The organism is Brevibacillus sp. HB1.2 (genome assembly GCF_013332495.1).
Lineage (GTDB): Bacteria > Bacillota > Bacilli > Brevibacillales > Brevibacillaceae > Brevibacillus > Brevibacillus porteri.
Window position 1 is genome coordinate 611,785 of the sequence record NZ_JABMIU010000003.1, and the last position, 15,493, is coordinate 627,277.

The 15,493-nt window shown below is 47.6% G+C and carries 15 protein-coding genes and 1 riboswitch; of the genes, 13 read left to right on the forward strand and 2 right to left on the reverse strand.

Annotation, left to right across the window (positions count from 1 at the left end; all coding sequences use genetic code 11):
• Positions 1-7: 7 nt before the first annotated feature.
• From HPY28_RS11040 to holA, 3 genes are all read left to right on the forward strand, one after another.
• The gene (locus HPY28_RS11040) at positions 8-553 is read left to right on the forward strand and encodes an RNA polymerase sigma factor (RefSeq protein WP_012685711.1); all 546 of its coding nucleotides are present in this window, start codon (positions 8-10) and stop codon (positions 551-553) included.
• On the forward strand, positions 553-1,416 hold the full coding sequence (locus HPY28_RS11045) for a hypothetical protein (protein WP_017247681.1): 864 nt from the start codon (positions 553-555) through the stop codon (positions 1,414-1,416). Before HPY28_RS11040 ends, HPY28_RS11045 begins: the two co-directional genes overlap by 1 nt.
• A gap of 241 nt (positions 1,417-1,657) precedes the next feature.
• Positions 1,658-2,695 (forward strand): DNA polymerase III subunit delta, encoded by a 1,038-nt coding sequence (gene holA / locus HPY28_RS11050; RefSeq protein WP_174230561.1) that lies wholly within the window; start codon positions 1,658-1,660, stop codon positions 2,693-2,695.
• Between the two features lie 64 nt (positions 2,696-2,759).
• On the opposite strand, the gene rpsT is transcribed toward holA, so the two are convergent.
• On the reverse strand, positions 2,760-3,035 hold the full coding sequence (gene rpsT, locus HPY28_RS11055) for a 30S ribosomal protein S20 (RefSeq protein WP_005833151.1): 276 nt from the start codon (positions 3,033-3,035) through the stop codon (positions 2,760-2,762).
• Between the two features lie 177 nt (positions 3,036-3,212).
• Here rpsT and gpr point away from each other — a divergent pair, with 177 nt between their 5' ends.
• The 8 genes from gpr (at position 3,213) to HPY28_RS11095 (ending at position 12,027) form a co-directional block, all read left to right on the forward strand.
• On the forward strand, positions 3,213-4,313 hold the full coding sequence (gpr, locus tag HPY28_RS11060; protein ID WP_174230562.1) for a GPR endopeptidase: 1,101 nt from the start codon (positions 3,213-3,215) through the stop codon (positions 4,311-4,313).
• Between the two features lie 140 nt (positions 4,314-4,453).
• Positions 4,454-5,632, forward strand: coding sequence for a stage II sporulation protein P (gene spoIIP / locus HPY28_RS11065; protein WP_017247684.1), 1,179 nt, complete (start codon positions 4,454-4,456; stop codon positions 5,630-5,632).
• Positions 5,633-5,637: 5 nt separating this feature from the next.
• Positions 5,638-5,946, forward strand: a complete 309-nt coding sequence (locus tag HPY28_RS11070) for a YqxA family protein (protein WP_007727739.1) — start codon at positions 5,638-5,640, stop codon at positions 5,944-5,946.
• A gap of 313 nt (positions 5,947-6,259) precedes the next feature.
• Positions 6,260-7,228, forward strand: a complete 969-nt coding sequence (locus HPY28_RS11075) for an ABC transporter ATP-binding protein (RefSeq protein WP_017247685.1) — start codon at positions 6,260-6,262, stop codon at positions 7,226-7,228.
• Positions 7,229-7,246: 18 nt separating this feature from the next.
• The gene (locus HPY28_RS11080) at positions 7,247-8,218 is read left to right on the forward strand and encodes an ABC transporter ATP-binding protein (RefSeq protein ID WP_069850335.1); all 972 of its coding nucleotides are present in this window, start codon (positions 7,247-7,249) and stop codon (positions 8,216-8,218) included.
• 128 nt (positions 8,219-8,346) lie between these two features.
• Positions 8,347-10,002 carry an ABC transporter substrate-binding protein gene (locus tag HPY28_RS11085; protein ID WP_174230563.1) on the forward strand — a complete coding sequence of 552 codons (1,656 nt, stop codon included), beginning with the start codon at positions 8,347-8,349 and terminating at the stop codon, positions 10,000-10,002.
• A gap of 92 nt (positions 10,003-10,094) precedes the next feature.
• Positions 10,095-11,105: an ABC transporter permease gene (locus tag HPY28_RS11090; RefSeq protein ID WP_017247688.1), complete on the forward strand. Its 1,011-nt coding sequence runs from the start codon at positions 10,095-10,097 to the stop codon at positions 11,103-11,105.
• A gap of 16 nt (positions 11,106-11,121) precedes the next feature.
• Positions 11,122-12,027 (forward strand): ABC transporter permease, encoded by a 906-nt coding sequence (locus HPY28_RS11095; RefSeq protein WP_174230564.1) that lies wholly within the window; start codon positions 11,122-11,124, stop codon positions 12,025-12,027.
• A gap of 57 nt (positions 12,028-12,084) precedes the next feature.
• On the opposite strand, the gene HPY28_RS11100 is transcribed toward HPY28_RS11095, so the two are convergent.
• A complete protein-coding gene (locus HPY28_RS11100; protein WP_371813457.1) occupies positions 12,085-12,861 on the reverse strand; it encodes an alpha/beta fold hydrolase in 777 nt (258 codons plus the stop codon).
• A gap of 118 nt (positions 12,862-12,979) precedes the next feature.
• On the opposite strand from HPY28_RS11100, the gene HPY28_RS11105 reads away from it, so the two are divergent.
• Positions 12,980-14,074, forward strand: a complete 1,095-nt coding sequence (locus HPY28_RS11105; RefSeq protein ID WP_254613102.1) for a M24 family metallopeptidase — start codon at positions 12,980-12,982, stop codon at positions 14,072-14,074.
• Between the two features lie 12 nt (positions 14,075-14,086).
• A riboswitch (cobalamin riboswitch) is annotated at positions 14,087-14,286 on the forward strand.
• Positions 14,287-14,456: 170 nt separating this feature from the next.
• The gene (locus HPY28_RS11110; RefSeq protein ID WP_052168329.1) at positions 14,457-15,476 is read left to right on the forward strand and encodes an ABC transporter substrate-binding protein; all 1,020 of its coding nucleotides are present in this window, start codon (positions 14,457-14,459) and stop codon (positions 15,474-15,476) included.
• Positions 15,477-15,493 lie beyond the last annotated feature (17 nt).

The following is a 15,493-nucleotide window of genomic DNA, read 5'->3' on the forward strand; positions in this document are numbered from 1 at the left end:
AGAGAATATGCATGAAGCAGAGTTGATCAGGATGGCGCAATCCGGGGATCATGACGCGCTAGTCGAACTGCTTCGATCTATTGAGACCTCCGTTTACCGAAGCGCTTATTACATTCTAGGGAACGAACAAGACGCGCTAGATGCCTCCCAGGAAGTCCTCATTCGTATTTATCGAAAGTTGGACACCTATCAGGAAAAAGCAAAGTTCTCAACCTGGGTACAACGCATTGTCAGCAACGTCTGTATGGATAAATTTCGCGCGAAGAAGGAAACGGTCTCAATTGACGAGCACGAGTTGATCATTCCTGATCGTAACAACGTAGAAGAAGAAATCCTTCTCACCGGGCTGTCGAATGACATCCAGGAAGCCATCGGAAGATTGCCAAAGCAATACCGGATGGTTGTAGTACTCCGCTATCTAGAGGATTTGTCCTATCAAGAAATAGCGGAGGCACTAGATTTGCCGCTTAACACGGTAAAGTCGTATTTATTTCGGGCTAGGCAACAGTTACAGGAGCTGTTGTACGACTACCAGAAAGGGGGGATCGGTTGATGACCAACGAAGAGATTTTTGAACTCATGCAGCGGGATCTGGATCGAGATCTGGTGGAGTCAGAGCAGGAATTGCTCCATCGTTTGATTCAGAAAGATGTTGATCTGCAGCTTATGTACAACCGTTTGAAAGATGTGTCACAACAATTGGAACATCTGCCCCCTGTCGTACCTCCGTTCAGCATCGTAGATTCTATCCTGCCCAAGCTGGAATCAGCCGCTGCAAAGCCTGCTGCGGTGACATCTACGATGAACGAGGAAATCCTGCCCACTCTGGAAGTTAAGCGTGAGTCGTCTTCGCTGCCGGAATCAAAAAAGTGGAAGCGGATGAAAGTGTGGATGGCCAGTCTTGGTAGTACGGCCGTCGCTGCTAGCTTATTGGTTGGCATGCTGTTTTCGGGCGGTGATGGTAAGAAGCAAGAAGTCGATTCGTTCCAGAACGGAACGGACATGACGCCAGCGGTCGTGGAACAACCCAAAACCCCTGGGCCAGATGATCCGACTCCTCCAAGCAATAATCCAATACCATCGAATTCAAAAGAGGAAACGGACAAGGCAAAAAAGTCAAGTGGAGCAACTACTCAGACGAAGAGTAAAAGGCCACCGGCAAAGACCGAGAAAAAGCAAACATCGCCACCGAAGAAAACGAAAACGCCGCCACCACCACAAAAGAAGCCTGTACCTCCAACGCCAGTAATAACAGATGATAAGCCACCGGTATGGCCGATCGGACTGGAGGAGAATCAGGACAGAGAAGACAAAGAACCTGCTAATGACGATAAGGACGACGGTGGGGACAAGCAAGAGGAGAAAAACAAGGGAAAAAATAAAGAGAAGAAAAAAGATAAAGATGATAATGACTAACTTTTTTCCACGTATGGACCGGCACCGCTTGCGAGGATTTTGCGTATAGTACATTATCAAGCACCCCCTGCTTACCGTTTGGGGAGGAGGAATCCCGGGGCTTTTCCCTAAACGTTTACATAGAGGTGCCAACGGATGAAAAAACCGCTACCGATTCACTGGTGGCGGTTTTTTTTCGCTTTGTTTTGAGCAACATGTGCTATAATAACGCAGGTAAGAAGAAGGAAAGGGGAGAAAACGTATGCCACTCCTATCGGCTATTCGCGAAATACGGCAAAAACAATTCTCGCCGATCTACGTCTTATACGGGCCGGAGTCTTTTCTGGCCGAAGATTTTTTGGCGTTGGCTCGTAAAGAAATGATTGATCCAGAATTTACGGATTTGAATATGAGTGTGTATGATTGTACTGAAATAGGATTGAGTGAAATTCTACAGGATGCGGAAACCTTGCCGTTTATGGGCGAGCATCGATTGGTGATTGCCAGACAAGCCTACTTTTTAACAGGAAGTAAGCCTTCGACTAAGGTAGAAAGCGACCCGGATGCTCTGCTCGATTATTTGCAAAATCCGCCTCCCTACACCACACTTATTTTACATACAGAAGCTGACAAGCTCGATGAACGAAAAAAGCTGGTCAAAACGCTGCAGCAAAAAGCGAAAGTCATCCCTTTTCCGTTGTTAAAAGACGGAGATTTGTACGGCTGGGTAGAGCGGCATGCGGGTAAATACCAGGCGAAAATCGATCGTCAGCAAGCCATGAAGCTTGTGGAGCGAGTAGGAGCCGAGTTGCGTCTTCTAGACAAGGAAATCGAAAAGATGGCTCTGTTTGTCGGGGTGGGTGAAAGCATCACGGACGACGTCATCGAGCTGCTTGGAGCACGTACGCTGGAGCAGGATGTATTTGCGCTAATTGAGCAGGTCGCTTCGGGGAGATTGGACAAGGCACTCAGGATGATGTACGACTGCATGAAAACAGGAGAGGAGCCGATTAAGCTGCTGGCTCTCTTGGCGAGGCAGTTCCGCATGCTGTTGCATGTCAAGCAATTGGCGCCGCGTGGTTATTCGCAGCAACAGATGGCAGGTATGATTAAGATGCATCCTTACGCGGTGAAAAAAGCAATGGAGCAAGCACGTCATTTTTCTGAGGAGTCGTTGAAAAAACTACTGGGCATTCTGGCGGAAGAAGATTTTCGGATGAAGTCAGGGCAGGTAGACAAACGTCTCGCCCTCGAATTATTCATTGCACGTGCACATGACGAACGAACAAAACGGTCATGACGTTTATTACAGTAAAAAAACCCCTAGAACAAGATGTTCACGGGGTTTTTTTGCGCTTGGTCTCTTACGCTACAGGAGCGCTCAGAACGTTAAGCTTTTTCATCAAACGAGACTTTTGACGGTTTGCTGCGTTTTTATGAATGAGACCTTTCGAAGCGGCCTTGTCCAGCTTTTTCACAGCCACCAGAAGAGTAGATTTCGCCAATGCTACATCGGAAGCAGCGACAGCTTTCTCAAAGCTCTTGATGGAAGTACGCAGATCAGACTTTTGAGAAGCACGGTGTGCGCGACGCTTTTCGATTGTTTTGGTGCGTTTAATCGCGGATTTAATATTTGGCATGTGTGTCACCTCCTTAGACGACCATAGACATACAGTCATACAACAAAGTAATTCTAGCATGGGGCGAACCCATTTGCAAGAAAGGATTCGGAATAAAAATGAAGGATTCAAGCAAGCTAGTAGCAGGAACAAAATGGTCAGTACTTTATTCACTTCGGATCAAAGGAGCTGATGAACATGGCACATAACATTGATTTGTCTGGTTATTCCATTCGTACGGATCTTGCAGTGGAGGCCCACGAGCTTGCCCAGCAACAAAACCAGAGCGATATTGAGGGCGTTTGGCTGCAAGCTGATGACAGCGAGCCCAATGTGAAAGTAACGAGATTACATGTGGAAACAGAGGGAGCGGGGAAGGAAATCGGCAAGCTTCCGGGGCATTACCTTACGATTGAAGTGCCAAAGCTGCGGGATAATGATACCTCGATCGAAGAGCAGGTGGCCAAGCGATTCTCCGTCGAATTTGCCATGTTTCTCAAACAACTGGGAATCACTGAGGACAAAAAGGCTCTCGTTGTTGGTCTCGGCAACTGGAATGTGACCCCGGATGCGCTGGGGCCGATGGTTGTGGAAAATTTGTTAATTACACGTCATCTGTACACGCTGGCGCCTGAAACCGTTGGAGAAGGGTATCGGGAAGTCAGTGCGCTATCACCGGGTGTCCTTGGGATTACGGGTATAGAAACGAGTGAGATTATTTTTGGTGTCGTGGAAAAAAGCAAACCCGATTTTGTCATCTGTATCGATGCTCTTGCGTCCCGCGCTCTGCACCGGGTCAACACGACGATTCAAATATCGGATACAGGGATTCATCCCGGTTCAGGGGTCGGAAACAAGCGCAAAGCGATTGATCAGACTACGCTTGGTGTACCTGTGATTGCGATAGGAGTCCCTACGGTCGTTTTTGCCTCCACGATTGTCAATGATGCAATTACGTACTTGATGGGGCATTTTGGACAATCGATGGTGGAGAGCAAGCGGGCGTTTAACAAACTGGCAATGAGCACGCTGCCAGAGCGTAAGGAACCGTATACGGAAGAGGACTTGCCCGACATGGAATCACGTAAGACATTCATGGGATTGGTAGGTTCACTGCCGGAAGAAGAGAAACGACAACTGATTCATGAGGTCCTCCGACCGCTTGGACAGGATCTGGTCGTCACCCCAAAAGAAGTGGACGATTTTATTGAAGGCGTGGCGAATGTGATCGCAACAGGTCTGAATCGCGCCTTGCACAGTGCAGTGAATGAAGAAAATAGCGGCTCGTATACCCACTAAGTCGTAAAAAGCTAGAGTGAGAGAGAAAAGCTAGAAAAGGGTTCTATCGTCTCTATGAGCCTCATAAGCTAAAGCATAGACAAGCACGAGGGGAAGTTCTCCCGACGTGCAAACATGCTACAGCTAGAGGAGTGAGACAGATGGCGACCCTCATTCAACGCCAATTCGTTGTTCTTTCATTTATAACCGCCTTCCTGTTTGTCATGACAGGAGTGCTTTCGCTCGGCGGGAACCGAATCGCAATTTCTTCCTCCGCCATTCAACAGGCCGCTTCTCATATTTCCAGTCTGGCGATTTTGGGGTGGATGGGGCAGGAAATTCCGGTTTTGTCCGAAACGGTGCAAGCACAGGCTGATGATCGCACGAATAGCGTAACGGGTTTTCTCTTTCGCTTGGCAACCAATATACAGCCAGGAGACTTGCGTAGCTTACTAGGCAGGGAGCTCCCTGGGATGGTAACGACAGAGGATGCCAGGTTTGTCGTACAGGGAAAAGGAGCTTCTCTCGCAGATTTTTATTTGGAGTACCCCGCTCATCCGAGACAGGTAGAGGATCAATCGCAAGTAGTTCCGATCGTAGAGCCAAAGCCGGAGGATACCACGAAGTCAGGCGAAACGAAGCCAGTTCCTGTACCCAATTCCATCACGAACGGCAAAAAAATCGTTTACGTCTACAACTCGCACAATCGGGAATCGTGGTTCAGTGAGACGAAGCCAGTGGGAACCTCCGTCGATCATCCTACGAGAAATATATCGTTAATCAGCAAGTATTTATCAGAAGCGTTGAATGACAGAGGAATTGGTTCGGACGTGAGCACCGACGACATCTATCAGCAGCTGTTGAACAAAAAAATGCACTACTCCTTCTCCTACGCGGAATCTTTGCAAGTAGTCAAATCAGCAACGGTGAAAAACAAGGAGCTGTACTACTTTTTCGATCTGCATCGAGACACAGCGCCACGAGAGCGTACAACGGTCACGATCAAAGGAAAAACGTATGGAAGAGTATTGTTCGTCATCGGGAAAAGAAACAAAAGCTACGAGAAAAATGAGGCGTTTGCAACGGAGCTTCATGAGTTGATGGAAAAAATGTACCCAGAGCTTTCGCGTGGCGTGATGGAAAAAGGCGCAAAAACGGATCATGGCGAGTATAATCAGTCCCTCTCCCCGGGAAGTCTGTTAATAGAAATAGGTGGTACGGAAAACAGCGTGCAGGAAAGCATGAATACGGCAGAAGCATTGGCTGATGTTTTCGCAGCCTATTATCAGCAAGCTGAAAAAGTAGGCAAAACAGTTTCTGACGAGCCTGCAAAGAGGTGACGGGCATGAACGTGACGATGAAGCTGACTGGACTGTTAATCATCTTGCTGGTCGGGGTAGTTTTGGGATTGCAAACGGCTGAGCGTGGAATATCCAAGGTAAGTGGAGTGCCTGAGGGGCAGGCTCAAACCTTTTCCATCAAAAAAGTGGATCAAGGGCAAGTGGAGATCGCGGTAATGGGCAAGCAGGTTCAGACCGCCAACCCGAAGGAAATGGTCAACTACGTCAGTCGGATCGGTTTGACTTTGGGTGGAAGCATTAAAAGTGGGGCGCAGAGTTTTGTCGATTGGGTAGGGAGTTTTTTTGAACCGTGAAAATGGTTTATGCGCAAAAAGAAGGGGTGCAGAAAGCCCCAGTGACAAAAGACCCGTACAGGCGGGTCTTTTGCATGCGACCACAGATGCTTCATTCGATCTGCTAAAACAGTGCAAGTGAGGCTACATCAACAATGAAAGGGCTATCATAAAATTCTTTTACATAATTTTAAAACGCAAGTGAAATATTCTTTTTAATCAGTAAAGAGATAATAGTTTGAATTTATTGTGTTGCGAAAAAATTGAATAAATGGCATAATGTCTACTGATAGGTCTATTTTGGAAGTATATATCGGTGAGAGAGGTGAGCCACGTGTCACATCCTGTCCTACAAATCGAAAACCTGCAAACGCACTTTTTCACGGACCGCGGCCAAATCCCTGCCGTTGATGGCGTGACGATCACGGTACAAAAAGGAGAAGTAGTCGGTATCGTAGGCGAATCCGGCTGCGGAAAGAGCGTTACCTCCCTTTCCGTTATGAAGCTAGTACCCAATCCCCCAGGGAGAATCGTGGGAGGCTCGATTAAATTCAAGGGGGAGGACCTCGTATCTGTCGACGAAAAGCGAATGAGAGACATCCGCGGAAATGAAATTGCGATGATCTTTCAGGAGCCGATGACGTCGTTAAATCCGGTGTTTACGATTGGAGACCAGATAGGAGAATCAGTCCGATTACATACGAAGGCGAGCAAAAAGGACGCAAGAGCACGTGCCATTGAGATGTTGAAAAAAGTCGGAATTCCTCGAGCAGAAGCCATCGTCGATGAATACCCGCACCAGCTTTCCGGGGGAATGCGGCAGCGTGTCATGATTGCGATGGCAATGGCTTGCAATCCTGAGCTTTTGATTGCAGACGAGCCTACTACCGCGCTTGACGTGACGATTCAAGCGCAGATTTTGGACCTGATGCGCCAACTCAACCGGGAAGCAGACACAGCCATTCTCCTCATTACCCACGATCTTGGCGTCGTTGCGGAAATGTGTCACCGCGTCGTGGTGATGTACGCAGGAAACGTGATTGAACAAGGCGATGTTCGTACGATCTTAAAAAATCCGAAGCATCCTTATACGATTGGCTTGTTGAATTCGTTGCCGAAGCTAGAAGGATCACAGGAGCGTCTCTATTCGATTCCAGGCAACGTCCCGATTCCAGGTTCGCTTACTGTCGGATGCCGATTTGCACCTAGATGCGATAAAGTATCAGACCGATGCCGCAGTGAGATGCCAGAATTAAAAGTGGTAGGGGACAATCACCTTTCCCGCTGCTGGCTGACCGAATAACCCGAGAGGAGCATGCAGGTGGCAGAAGATCTTCTGATCGTAAAAAACTTGAAAAAATACTACCCAATCACAGGCGGTGTTCTTGGAGGGGAAGTAGGTGTAGTAAAGGCGGTAGATGATGTATCGTTTACCGTTAAGAGTGGAGAAACTTTGGGGCTGGTAGGTGAGAGCGGCTGTGGAAAGTCCACGACGGGACGTTCCTTGCTGCGACTGATTGAACCGACCTCCGGTGAAATCACTTTTGACGGGACCAATGTCATGTCGCTTTCCACAGATGCGATGAGAAAGATGAGACGTGACATGCAAATTGTCTTTCAGGACCCGTTTGCTTCACTCAACCCTAGACATAATATTGAGAAAATTTTGGAAGAGCCCTTGATTGTACATGGTTTGGGTTCTTCGGCAGAGCGAAAAAAGCGCGTGCAGGAAATGCTGGAGATCGTTGGTCTGAGCAGCTATCATGCGAGCCGTTATCCGCATCAATTCAGCGGAGGACAGAGGCAGCGGATCGGTATTGCGAGAGCGCTGATGCTCAAGCCCAAATTGATCGTTGCGGATGAGCCCGTGTCTGCACTGGACGTGTCCATTCAGTCGCAGGTGCTCAATCTCATGCAGGATTTGCAACGCGAATTCGGCCTTACATACTTGTTCATTGCCCATGATTTGAGTGTAGTGCGTCACATCAGTGATCGGGTAGGCGTGATGTACCTTGGCAGAATTGTCGAGCTAACGACGAGTAGCCAATTGTATTCCAATCCGCTTCATCCCTATACAAAAGCATTGCTGTCGGCGGTACCTTCGCCAGACCCTGATGCTGTACGAGAAAGAGTCATCCTCCAGGGAGATGTGCCGAGCCCTGCAAAACCTCCAAGTGGCTGTACATTCCATACGAGGTGTCCCCATGTGACAGAGGAGTGTCGTACTGTGCGACCAGAATTTATGGACGCAGGCGACGGACACTTTGTTGCTTGTCACTTATACAAGTCCTAATCGACAAAAGGGAGTCTGCCTGCCGAATAGGAAGTCTTGTAAAGGGGGGATGCAAAGCAATAGGTATTGTATCGACCATCTACCAAAAAGGAACATGCGAACATTATTAGAAAAAGGGGGATGTTTTCATGAAGAAGAGAGTTCTCTCCGCAACCATGACCAGCCTAGTGGCGCTGGCCATGCTGATTGCTGGATGCTCTAGCACTCCAACGACACAAGCGCCGGCAGAACAACCAAAGACAGAAACTCCGGCACCTGCAACTGAGCCTGCAAAAACTGGACCGAAGCAATTAATCGTCGGTCGCGGTGCAGACACAAAGGGGCTTGACCCAATCGGACAAACAGATGGTGAGACATTCAAAGTAACAGAGAACATCATGGATACTTTGATCGGTTTTGCTGACGGCTCAACAGAGCTCGCTCCATCGTTGGCTGACAAGTGGGAAGTATCTCCTGATGGTCTTGTTTATACGCTGACACTGAAATCTGGCGTGAAGTTCCACGACGGTACCGATTTCAATGCAGAGGCGGTCAAATACAACTTTGAGCGCTGGAGCGACAAGAGCCATCCACAGCATTCGCCAGAGGGCTTCGAGTATTACATTAGCCAGTTTGGCGGCTACAAAGGTGATGCGAATCACATAATCAAATCCGTGGAAGCAGTAGATCCAACGACTGTAAAATTCACACTGACTCGTCCACTCGCTCCATTCCTTGCTAACCTGGCTATGTCTCCTTTTGCAATCGGTTCGCCTGAAGCATTGAAAAAAGATGTTAAAAAGTTCAATGAGCACCCAATTGGTACTGGACCATTCAAATTCGTTGAGTGGAAACGTAACGATACCATCACGCTCGAGAAAAACCCTGATTACTGGAACAAAGGGTTCCCGAAATTGGATAAATTGGTATTCAAGGTCATTCCAGAAAATACGGCACGTCTGACTGCTTTGGCATCAGGTGAGATCGATTTGATGGATGGTCTGAACACAGATGATATCCCAGCAGTAAAAGACAACAAAGAGCTGCAACTATTCCTCCGTCCTACTAATAACATTGGTTACATTGGCTTTAACGTAGAGAAGAAGCCACTCGACAATCCAAAAGTTCGTGAAGCCATTGCTTATGCAATTAACAAACCTGAAATCGTAACGGCCTTCTTCGATGGCGTTGGAGAACCAGCAGTCAACCCAATGCCAAAGACCATGTGGGGACATAACAACGATATTAAAGATCGTGAGTTCAACCTCGATAAAGCAAAACAATTGCTTGCAGAAGCAGGACATCCAAACGGTTTCAAAATCAAGTTCTGGGCAATGCCAGTACCGCGTCCATACATGCCTGAAGGTGTGAAGATTGCAGAGGCAATCCAGCAAGACCTGAAGAAAATCGGGGTTGATGCTGAGATCGTGACGATGGAATGGGCAACGTATTTGGAAAAAACTCGCTTGGGTGAGCAAGAAATGTTCATGCTTGGTTGGACAGGTGACAATGGCGACCCTGACAACTTCCTGGCTGTGTTGCTCGACAAAAACAACATCGGCAGCAACAACTATACACGCTGGGCAAACGAAGAAGCACATCAATTGATGATGAAAGCACAGTCCACTCCAGACCAAGCGGAGCGCGATAAACTGTACAAACAAGTACAAGAGATCATCTTCAAAGACGTGCCAATGGTTCCGCTGGCACACTCTACACCAGCATTGGCAGGAAAAGCGAATATCATAGACTACAGCCCGCATCCAAAAGGGTCTGAAAGTTTGGAAAAAGTAGACTTCAAGTAAGCTGATTCATCGTAAAAGGGTAAGAGGAGTGCATACCTCTTCTTACCCTTCTTTCATTATTTGGCGATTATTTTATGCAGGAAGGCGAGGAGATGGCATTGCTAGCTTACAGCATTCGAAGAATTTTAATGCTCATTCCTGTCTTAGTGGGCATGTCAATCATCGTTTTTTCCATTATTCGTGCCATCCCTGGTGATCCGGCTTTGACGATTTTGGGAGAAAAGGCAACACCACAAGCGATTGCAGACATACGAGAGGCATTGGGTTTAAATAATCCGTGGTACATACAGTATTTCGATTATATGAAAGATATTTTGAGCGGAAATCTTGGGGAATCGTTACAAACGAATGCGCCGATTTCAGATGAAATCTTGCCTTATTTGGCGGCGACGACTGAGCTTACGATTGTGAGTATGCTGATTGCGGTGTTTATCGGTGTAAATGCAGGAATTCTTTCTGCGTGGAAGCAAAACTCCTGGTTTGACTACTGTGCGATGTTGATCGCCTTGGTTGGTGTATCCATGCCAATTTTTTGGCTAGGTTTGATGGAGCAGTGGGTGTTTGCCCAAGAACTGAAATGGCTGCCATCAGTTGGTCGCGACGATTCGCGTAATCCCGTAGAGGCCATTACGCACTTTTATATACTGGATACGATGATCGCTGGTAGTTGGGATCAGCTGTGGGAAGTCATCAAGCATTTGATCCTGCCAGGAATCGCGTTAGGTACGATCCCGATGGCGATCATTGCGCGTATTACTCGATCGAGCATGTTGGAAGTCATGCGTGCCGACTATGTCAGAACCGCTCGTGCAAAAGGGCTAGCACAGTTTTGGGTGGTGTACAAGCATGCACTGAAGAATGCGATGATCCCTGTCTTGACGGTAATTGGTTTACAAACAGGGTTGCTGTTGGGTGGAGCTGTTTTGACAGAAACGATCTTCGGATGGCCAGGTGTCGGTCGTTATATTGTGACCGCCATTGGAAACCGTGACTATCCGGTTATCCAATCCGGTATCCTTGTGATCGCGACCATTTTCGTCCTGATCAACCTCTTGGTCGACCTTCTGTACGCCTATATCGATCCACGCATCAAATATCGCTAAGGAGGGACGAAGAGACATGGCACAACCACAATTACAACCACAAGCACAAGTAGTACCTTTAAAAGTGAAGCAAGAAGAAGTCGTCTCTCCTTGGAAGGATGCATGGAGAACGCTACGAAAAAACAAGCTGGCGTTGGTGGGCTTCGGGATTATTTTGTTTTTCATTGTTGTGGCGGTTTTAGCTCCATGGATTGCTCCGTATCCGTACGACGAAGGCAAGCTCGTGATGAAAAACAAGCCACCTTCCGAAGAGCACTGGTTTGGAACAGATTACAATGGTCGCGATGTATTTAGTCGCGTTATTTATGGGGCACAAATCTCCTTGTGGGTAGGGACGTTCTCTGTCATTGGCTCCGTTCTCGCGGGAACCTTGCTCGGTCTTTTGGCAGGATACTATGGCAGATGGATCGATACGATCATTTCGCGTATCTTTGATATTATGCTTGCCTTTCCTAGTATTCTGTTGGCAATCGCTGTTGTTGCCATCTTGGGTCCTTCCTTGCAAAACGCCTTGATTGCGATTGCGATTATTAACATTCCGACATTTGGACGGTTAGTACGCGCCCGCGTATTGAGCTTGAAGGAAGAAGAATTCGTTATGGCCGCACGGGCAATTGGGATGAAAAATTCCAGGATTATCATGCAGCATATTTTGCCGAACAGCCTCGCACCAATCATTGTGACCGGGACGATGGGGATCGCAACAGCGATTATCGAAGCAGCTGCACTTGGCTTTCTCGGACTGGGAGCACAAGCGCCAGAACCAGAATGGGGAAAAATGCTTGCTGATTCACGTCAGTACATTCAGAAAGCACCATGGACTGTTATTTTTCCGGGGCTCTCTATCATGCTGACAGTTCTCGGCTTTAACTTAATCGGGGACGGCTTGCGCGATGCACTCGACCCGCGTATGAAGAGCTAGTCAAAACGCAAAAAGACAGAAGGGCTGGAGGTACCCGTCCTTCTGTCTTTTCTTTTTTTATGTTTCTTCCATGAAGGTGCGGCACAACTGATTGAAAGCAGGAGCAGCTTTCGTGATGACTTGATGCTTCACGTTAGGGATCATCTCGAGTTTTGCTTTTGGCAATTTCATAGTAAGCATCTGTGCATAATGGTGCATCCGTTGATCTTGTTTGCCATAAGCAAGTAAAATCGGAAGCTGAATGTTGCCCAGACGCTCCGTACAATGATAACGATGTCCGGCAGCGTAAAGGTATTTCAGGCTAGTGGGATCTGTTTTGGAGGCCTGTACCGTCCATTTTTCACGCATTTCTGGGTCAGCGACATGTGAGGAAGCAATCGAACGGGCAAGAAGAGGGACTCCGTGAAGCATCGACATTGCCTGTGCCATCCAAAATCGTCCATGTAAATACAGGTCATTCACTTCGGAAAAGCCGCTCACGAGTATGGCGCCTTTTACAGCATCCGAATAGCGAAGACAATATTCAAGGGCGATGGAAACACCTTGGGAGTACCCCAAAATAAAGGGACGTTCAATGCCGAGTGACCGGACAAGCTTATGGAGCTGTTCTGCCAGCTCCCCAATGGAAAAGGGCTTCTCCATCGGTGAACTGTCGCCATGTCCGGGCAAATCAGGGACAATGATCTGATATGTATCTGCGAGTGTTTGCTGATAAACAAAATTGATAGAGCCGATGCATGGCGCATGGATACACAATAACGGCTGGCCTTTTCCCGATATGTGAAAAGCAAACTGCTTGCCATCCTGATGGACGAGTATTTGTTCCATTTTCATTTTCACCCCACCCTTAGGTTGTCCGATATGAAGTAGATTTTTCATTTGAACTCTTCTTTTTTTGATGGGGAAGTGGTATTCTCGCAATAGAATAATTGGTGAAAGCAGGGTGAAGAAGTTGTTTCAAGAGCGCATTTCGAAGCTCCACACGTTTTTGACAGAGCAAGAGCTGAACGCGGTGTTGATTACCTCTCCTAAGCACGTTTACTATTTGACCGGATTTTTTACAGACCCGCATGAACGTTTTATGGGTCTCGTTATTCCTGCTGAGGGAAAACCTTCTTTGATTGTACCTGCTCTTGATCGTGAGGCAGCCGCAGAGGCTTCGTTCGTTCAAGATATCCATACACATACGGATATCCAAAACCCCTATGAAATCCTCAAGCAAGTGTTGCCAGCGAACTTGACGAAGCTCGGTATTGAAAAAAGTCATATGACTGTCGAGCGCTATGAAGCACTTGGACAAGTTGTTCTGGCGTCGAGCTATGTAGATGTGGAAGAGCCACTGCGTGAAATGCGTTTGATCAAATCGGCGGATGAAGTGGAGCGTTTGAAGCACGCTGTTCAGTTGGTCGAGGAGTCCTTGCGGGAGACCCTGAAAAAAGTCAAGACAGGCATGACCGAGACAGAAATCGTAGCTGAGCTGGAATTCCAGATGAAGCGCTTGGGTGCCGAAGGTCCGTCCTTTACGTCCATGGTATTAGCAGGGGAGAAGTCGGCACTGCCACACGGGAAACCAGGAACGCGCCAGGTGCAAGAAGGCGACTTGCTTTTGTTTGATATCGGGGTAGCAGCCAACGGATATGTATCCGATATTACCCGTACCTTTGCTGTAGGCGAGATCAGTGCTCAGCTTCAAGAAATTTACGAGACAGTATTGGCTGCCAACGAAGCGGCCATTGCTGAGATTCGTCCGGGTGTGACTTTTTCGCATTTGGATAAAACCGCTCGCGATGTCATCACCGCAAAAGGCTACGGAGAATACTTCATGCACCGTCTTGGGCATGGACTTGGGATGGATGTACATGAATATCCATCTGTTCACAGCCAGAACCAAGAAGTGCTTCGTCCAGGGATGGTCTTTACGATCGAGCCAGGCATCTATCTGCCAGGTGTAGGCGGAGTGCGGATTGAAGACGATGTATTGGTTACGGAAACGGGCGTTGAAATTCTCACGCAGTTCCCGAAAAAACTGACTACTATCAATGAATGAATAAATCGTAAAATTGAATACGTATCGAATGGTGCTAGATGGCATATGCCGTCAGCTTAAAAGGGAAGTCCGGTGAGAAACCGGCGCGGTCCCGCCACTGTAACGAGGAGCAACTAGCGAATAGCCACTGTTTTTTGCGAGACAAAAAATGGGAAGGTAGCTGGGTGTGTTGATTCGTAAGCCAGGAGACCTGCCATGCGATCATATACAATCGACCCACGAGGATGGGGCAGATGTGGAAACAGCCTATGAAACGGCGCCTTTGTGCCTGCTTATAGCTATATCTACGTTTGTCATGCACCTCCCGATTGAAATGGGGGGTGCTTTTTTTGTGGAGGATTTCGTTCAACTCATCATATACATACAGAGAAGGGGATTACAGATGTTGAAGACAAACAAACCACATGCAGTAATGAAAGGACTAGCTTTCGGTATCATGACAGCTGCTATGCTTTTGGTTTCGGCATGCGGCTCCACTACGACAACACAGGCTCCAGCCAAAACCGAACAAACGGCTGCACCAGCAGCAGAGAGCAAGCCTGTAACACTAACCAATAATGGCATCGAAATGATCTATCCAACAGCACCTGAGCGTGCAGTGACTTTGAACCAACACGTTACCGAAATCATGCTGGCATTGGGCCTGGCTGATAAAATGGTCGGAACTGCATACCTAGACGATAAAATCCTTCCAGAGTTAAAAGCAGATTACGACAAGATTCCGGTACTGTCTGACAAGTATCCTACGAAAGAAGTGCTGCTGGCAGCGAACCCAGACTTCGTGTACGCCGGATGGAAAAGCGGCTTCGGCGAAAAGGGTGTAGGATCGATGCAGGATTTGGAAAAGGTCGGCATCAAATCGTATCTGCAAGCGTCTTCTAGCATGCCTGGCCCGACAATCGACGATGTGTTTGCAGACATTACGAATATTGGACGCATTTTTCGTGTGGAAGACAAAGCCAATGATTTGATTAATAAAATGAAGAGTGAATTGGATCAAACGATTAGTAAAATTGGCAAAGTGGACGAGCCGCTTAAAGTATTCGTGTACGACAACGGAGAAGATAAACCATTCACAGCAGCCAACAACTACATGACGTCCTTAATCAAGACTGCTGGTGGTAAGAACATTTTTGATGACATTCAAAAGGGTTGGGCAGAGGTCAGTTGGGAACAAGTAGTGAGTCGCAATCCTGACGTGATTATTATCGTAGACTACGGTGATAGAACCGTTGAGCAAAAACGCAATTTCCTTTTGACCAAAAAAGAACTGGCGGATATCCCGGCGATTAAAAATCAACGACTAATGGTATTGCCATTGTCCGCGGCTTCTGAAGGCGTTCGAGCACCGATTGCGCTAAAAATTTTGGCGGAAGGACTCTACCCGGATAAATTCAAATAGAGTACACCCCTTTTAAG

Excerpts from the sequence above, each read along its gene's own strand:
- spoIIP (WP_017247684.1), top strand. The coding sequence starts at position 4,454 with ATGGCGACCCTCATTCAACGCCAATTCGTTGTTCTTTCATTTATAACC.
- HPY28_RS11110 (WP_052168329.1), top strand. The coding sequence starts at position 14,457 with ATGTTGAAGACAAACAAACCACATGCAGTAATGAAAGGACTAGCTTTC.
- HPY28_RS11040 (WP_012685711.1), top strand. The coding sequence starts at position 8 with ATGCATGAAGCAGAGTTGATCAGGATGGCGCAATCCGGGGATCATGAC.
- HPY28_RS11100 (WP_371813457.1), bottom strand. The coding sequence starts at position 12,861 with ATGAAAATGGAACAAATACTCGTCCATCAGGATGGCAAGCAGTTTGCT.
- HPY28_RS11090 (WP_017247688.1), top strand. The coding sequence starts at position 10,095 with ATGGCATTGCTAGCTTACAGCATTCGAAGAATTTTAATGCTCATTCCT.
- HPY28_RS11045 (WP_017247681.1), top strand. The coding sequence starts at position 553 with ATGACCAACGAAGAGATTTTTGAACTCATGCAGCGGGATCTGGATCGA.
- gpr (WP_174230562.1), top strand. The coding sequence starts at position 3,213 with ATGGCACATAACATTGATTTGTCTGGTTATTCCATTCGTACGGATCTT.
- HPY28_RS11095 (WP_174230564.1), top strand. The coding sequence starts at position 11,122 with ATGGCACAACCACAATTACAACCACAAGCACAAGTAGTACCTTTAAAA.
- HPY28_RS11070 (WP_007727739.1), top strand. The coding sequence starts at position 5,638 with ATGAACGTGACGATGAAGCTGACTGGACTGTTAATCATCTTGCTGGTC.
- holA (WP_174230561.1), top strand. The coding sequence starts at position 1,658 with ATGCCACTCCTATCGGCTATTCGCGAAATACGGCAAAAACAATTCTCG.
- rpsT (WP_005833151.1), bottom strand. The coding sequence starts at position 3,035 with ATGCCAAATATTAAATCCGCGATTAAACGCACCAAAACAATCGAAAAG.
- HPY28_RS11085 (WP_174230563.1), top strand. The coding sequence starts at position 8,347 with ATGAAGAAGAGAGTTCTCTCCGCAACCATGACCAGCCTAGTGGCGCTG.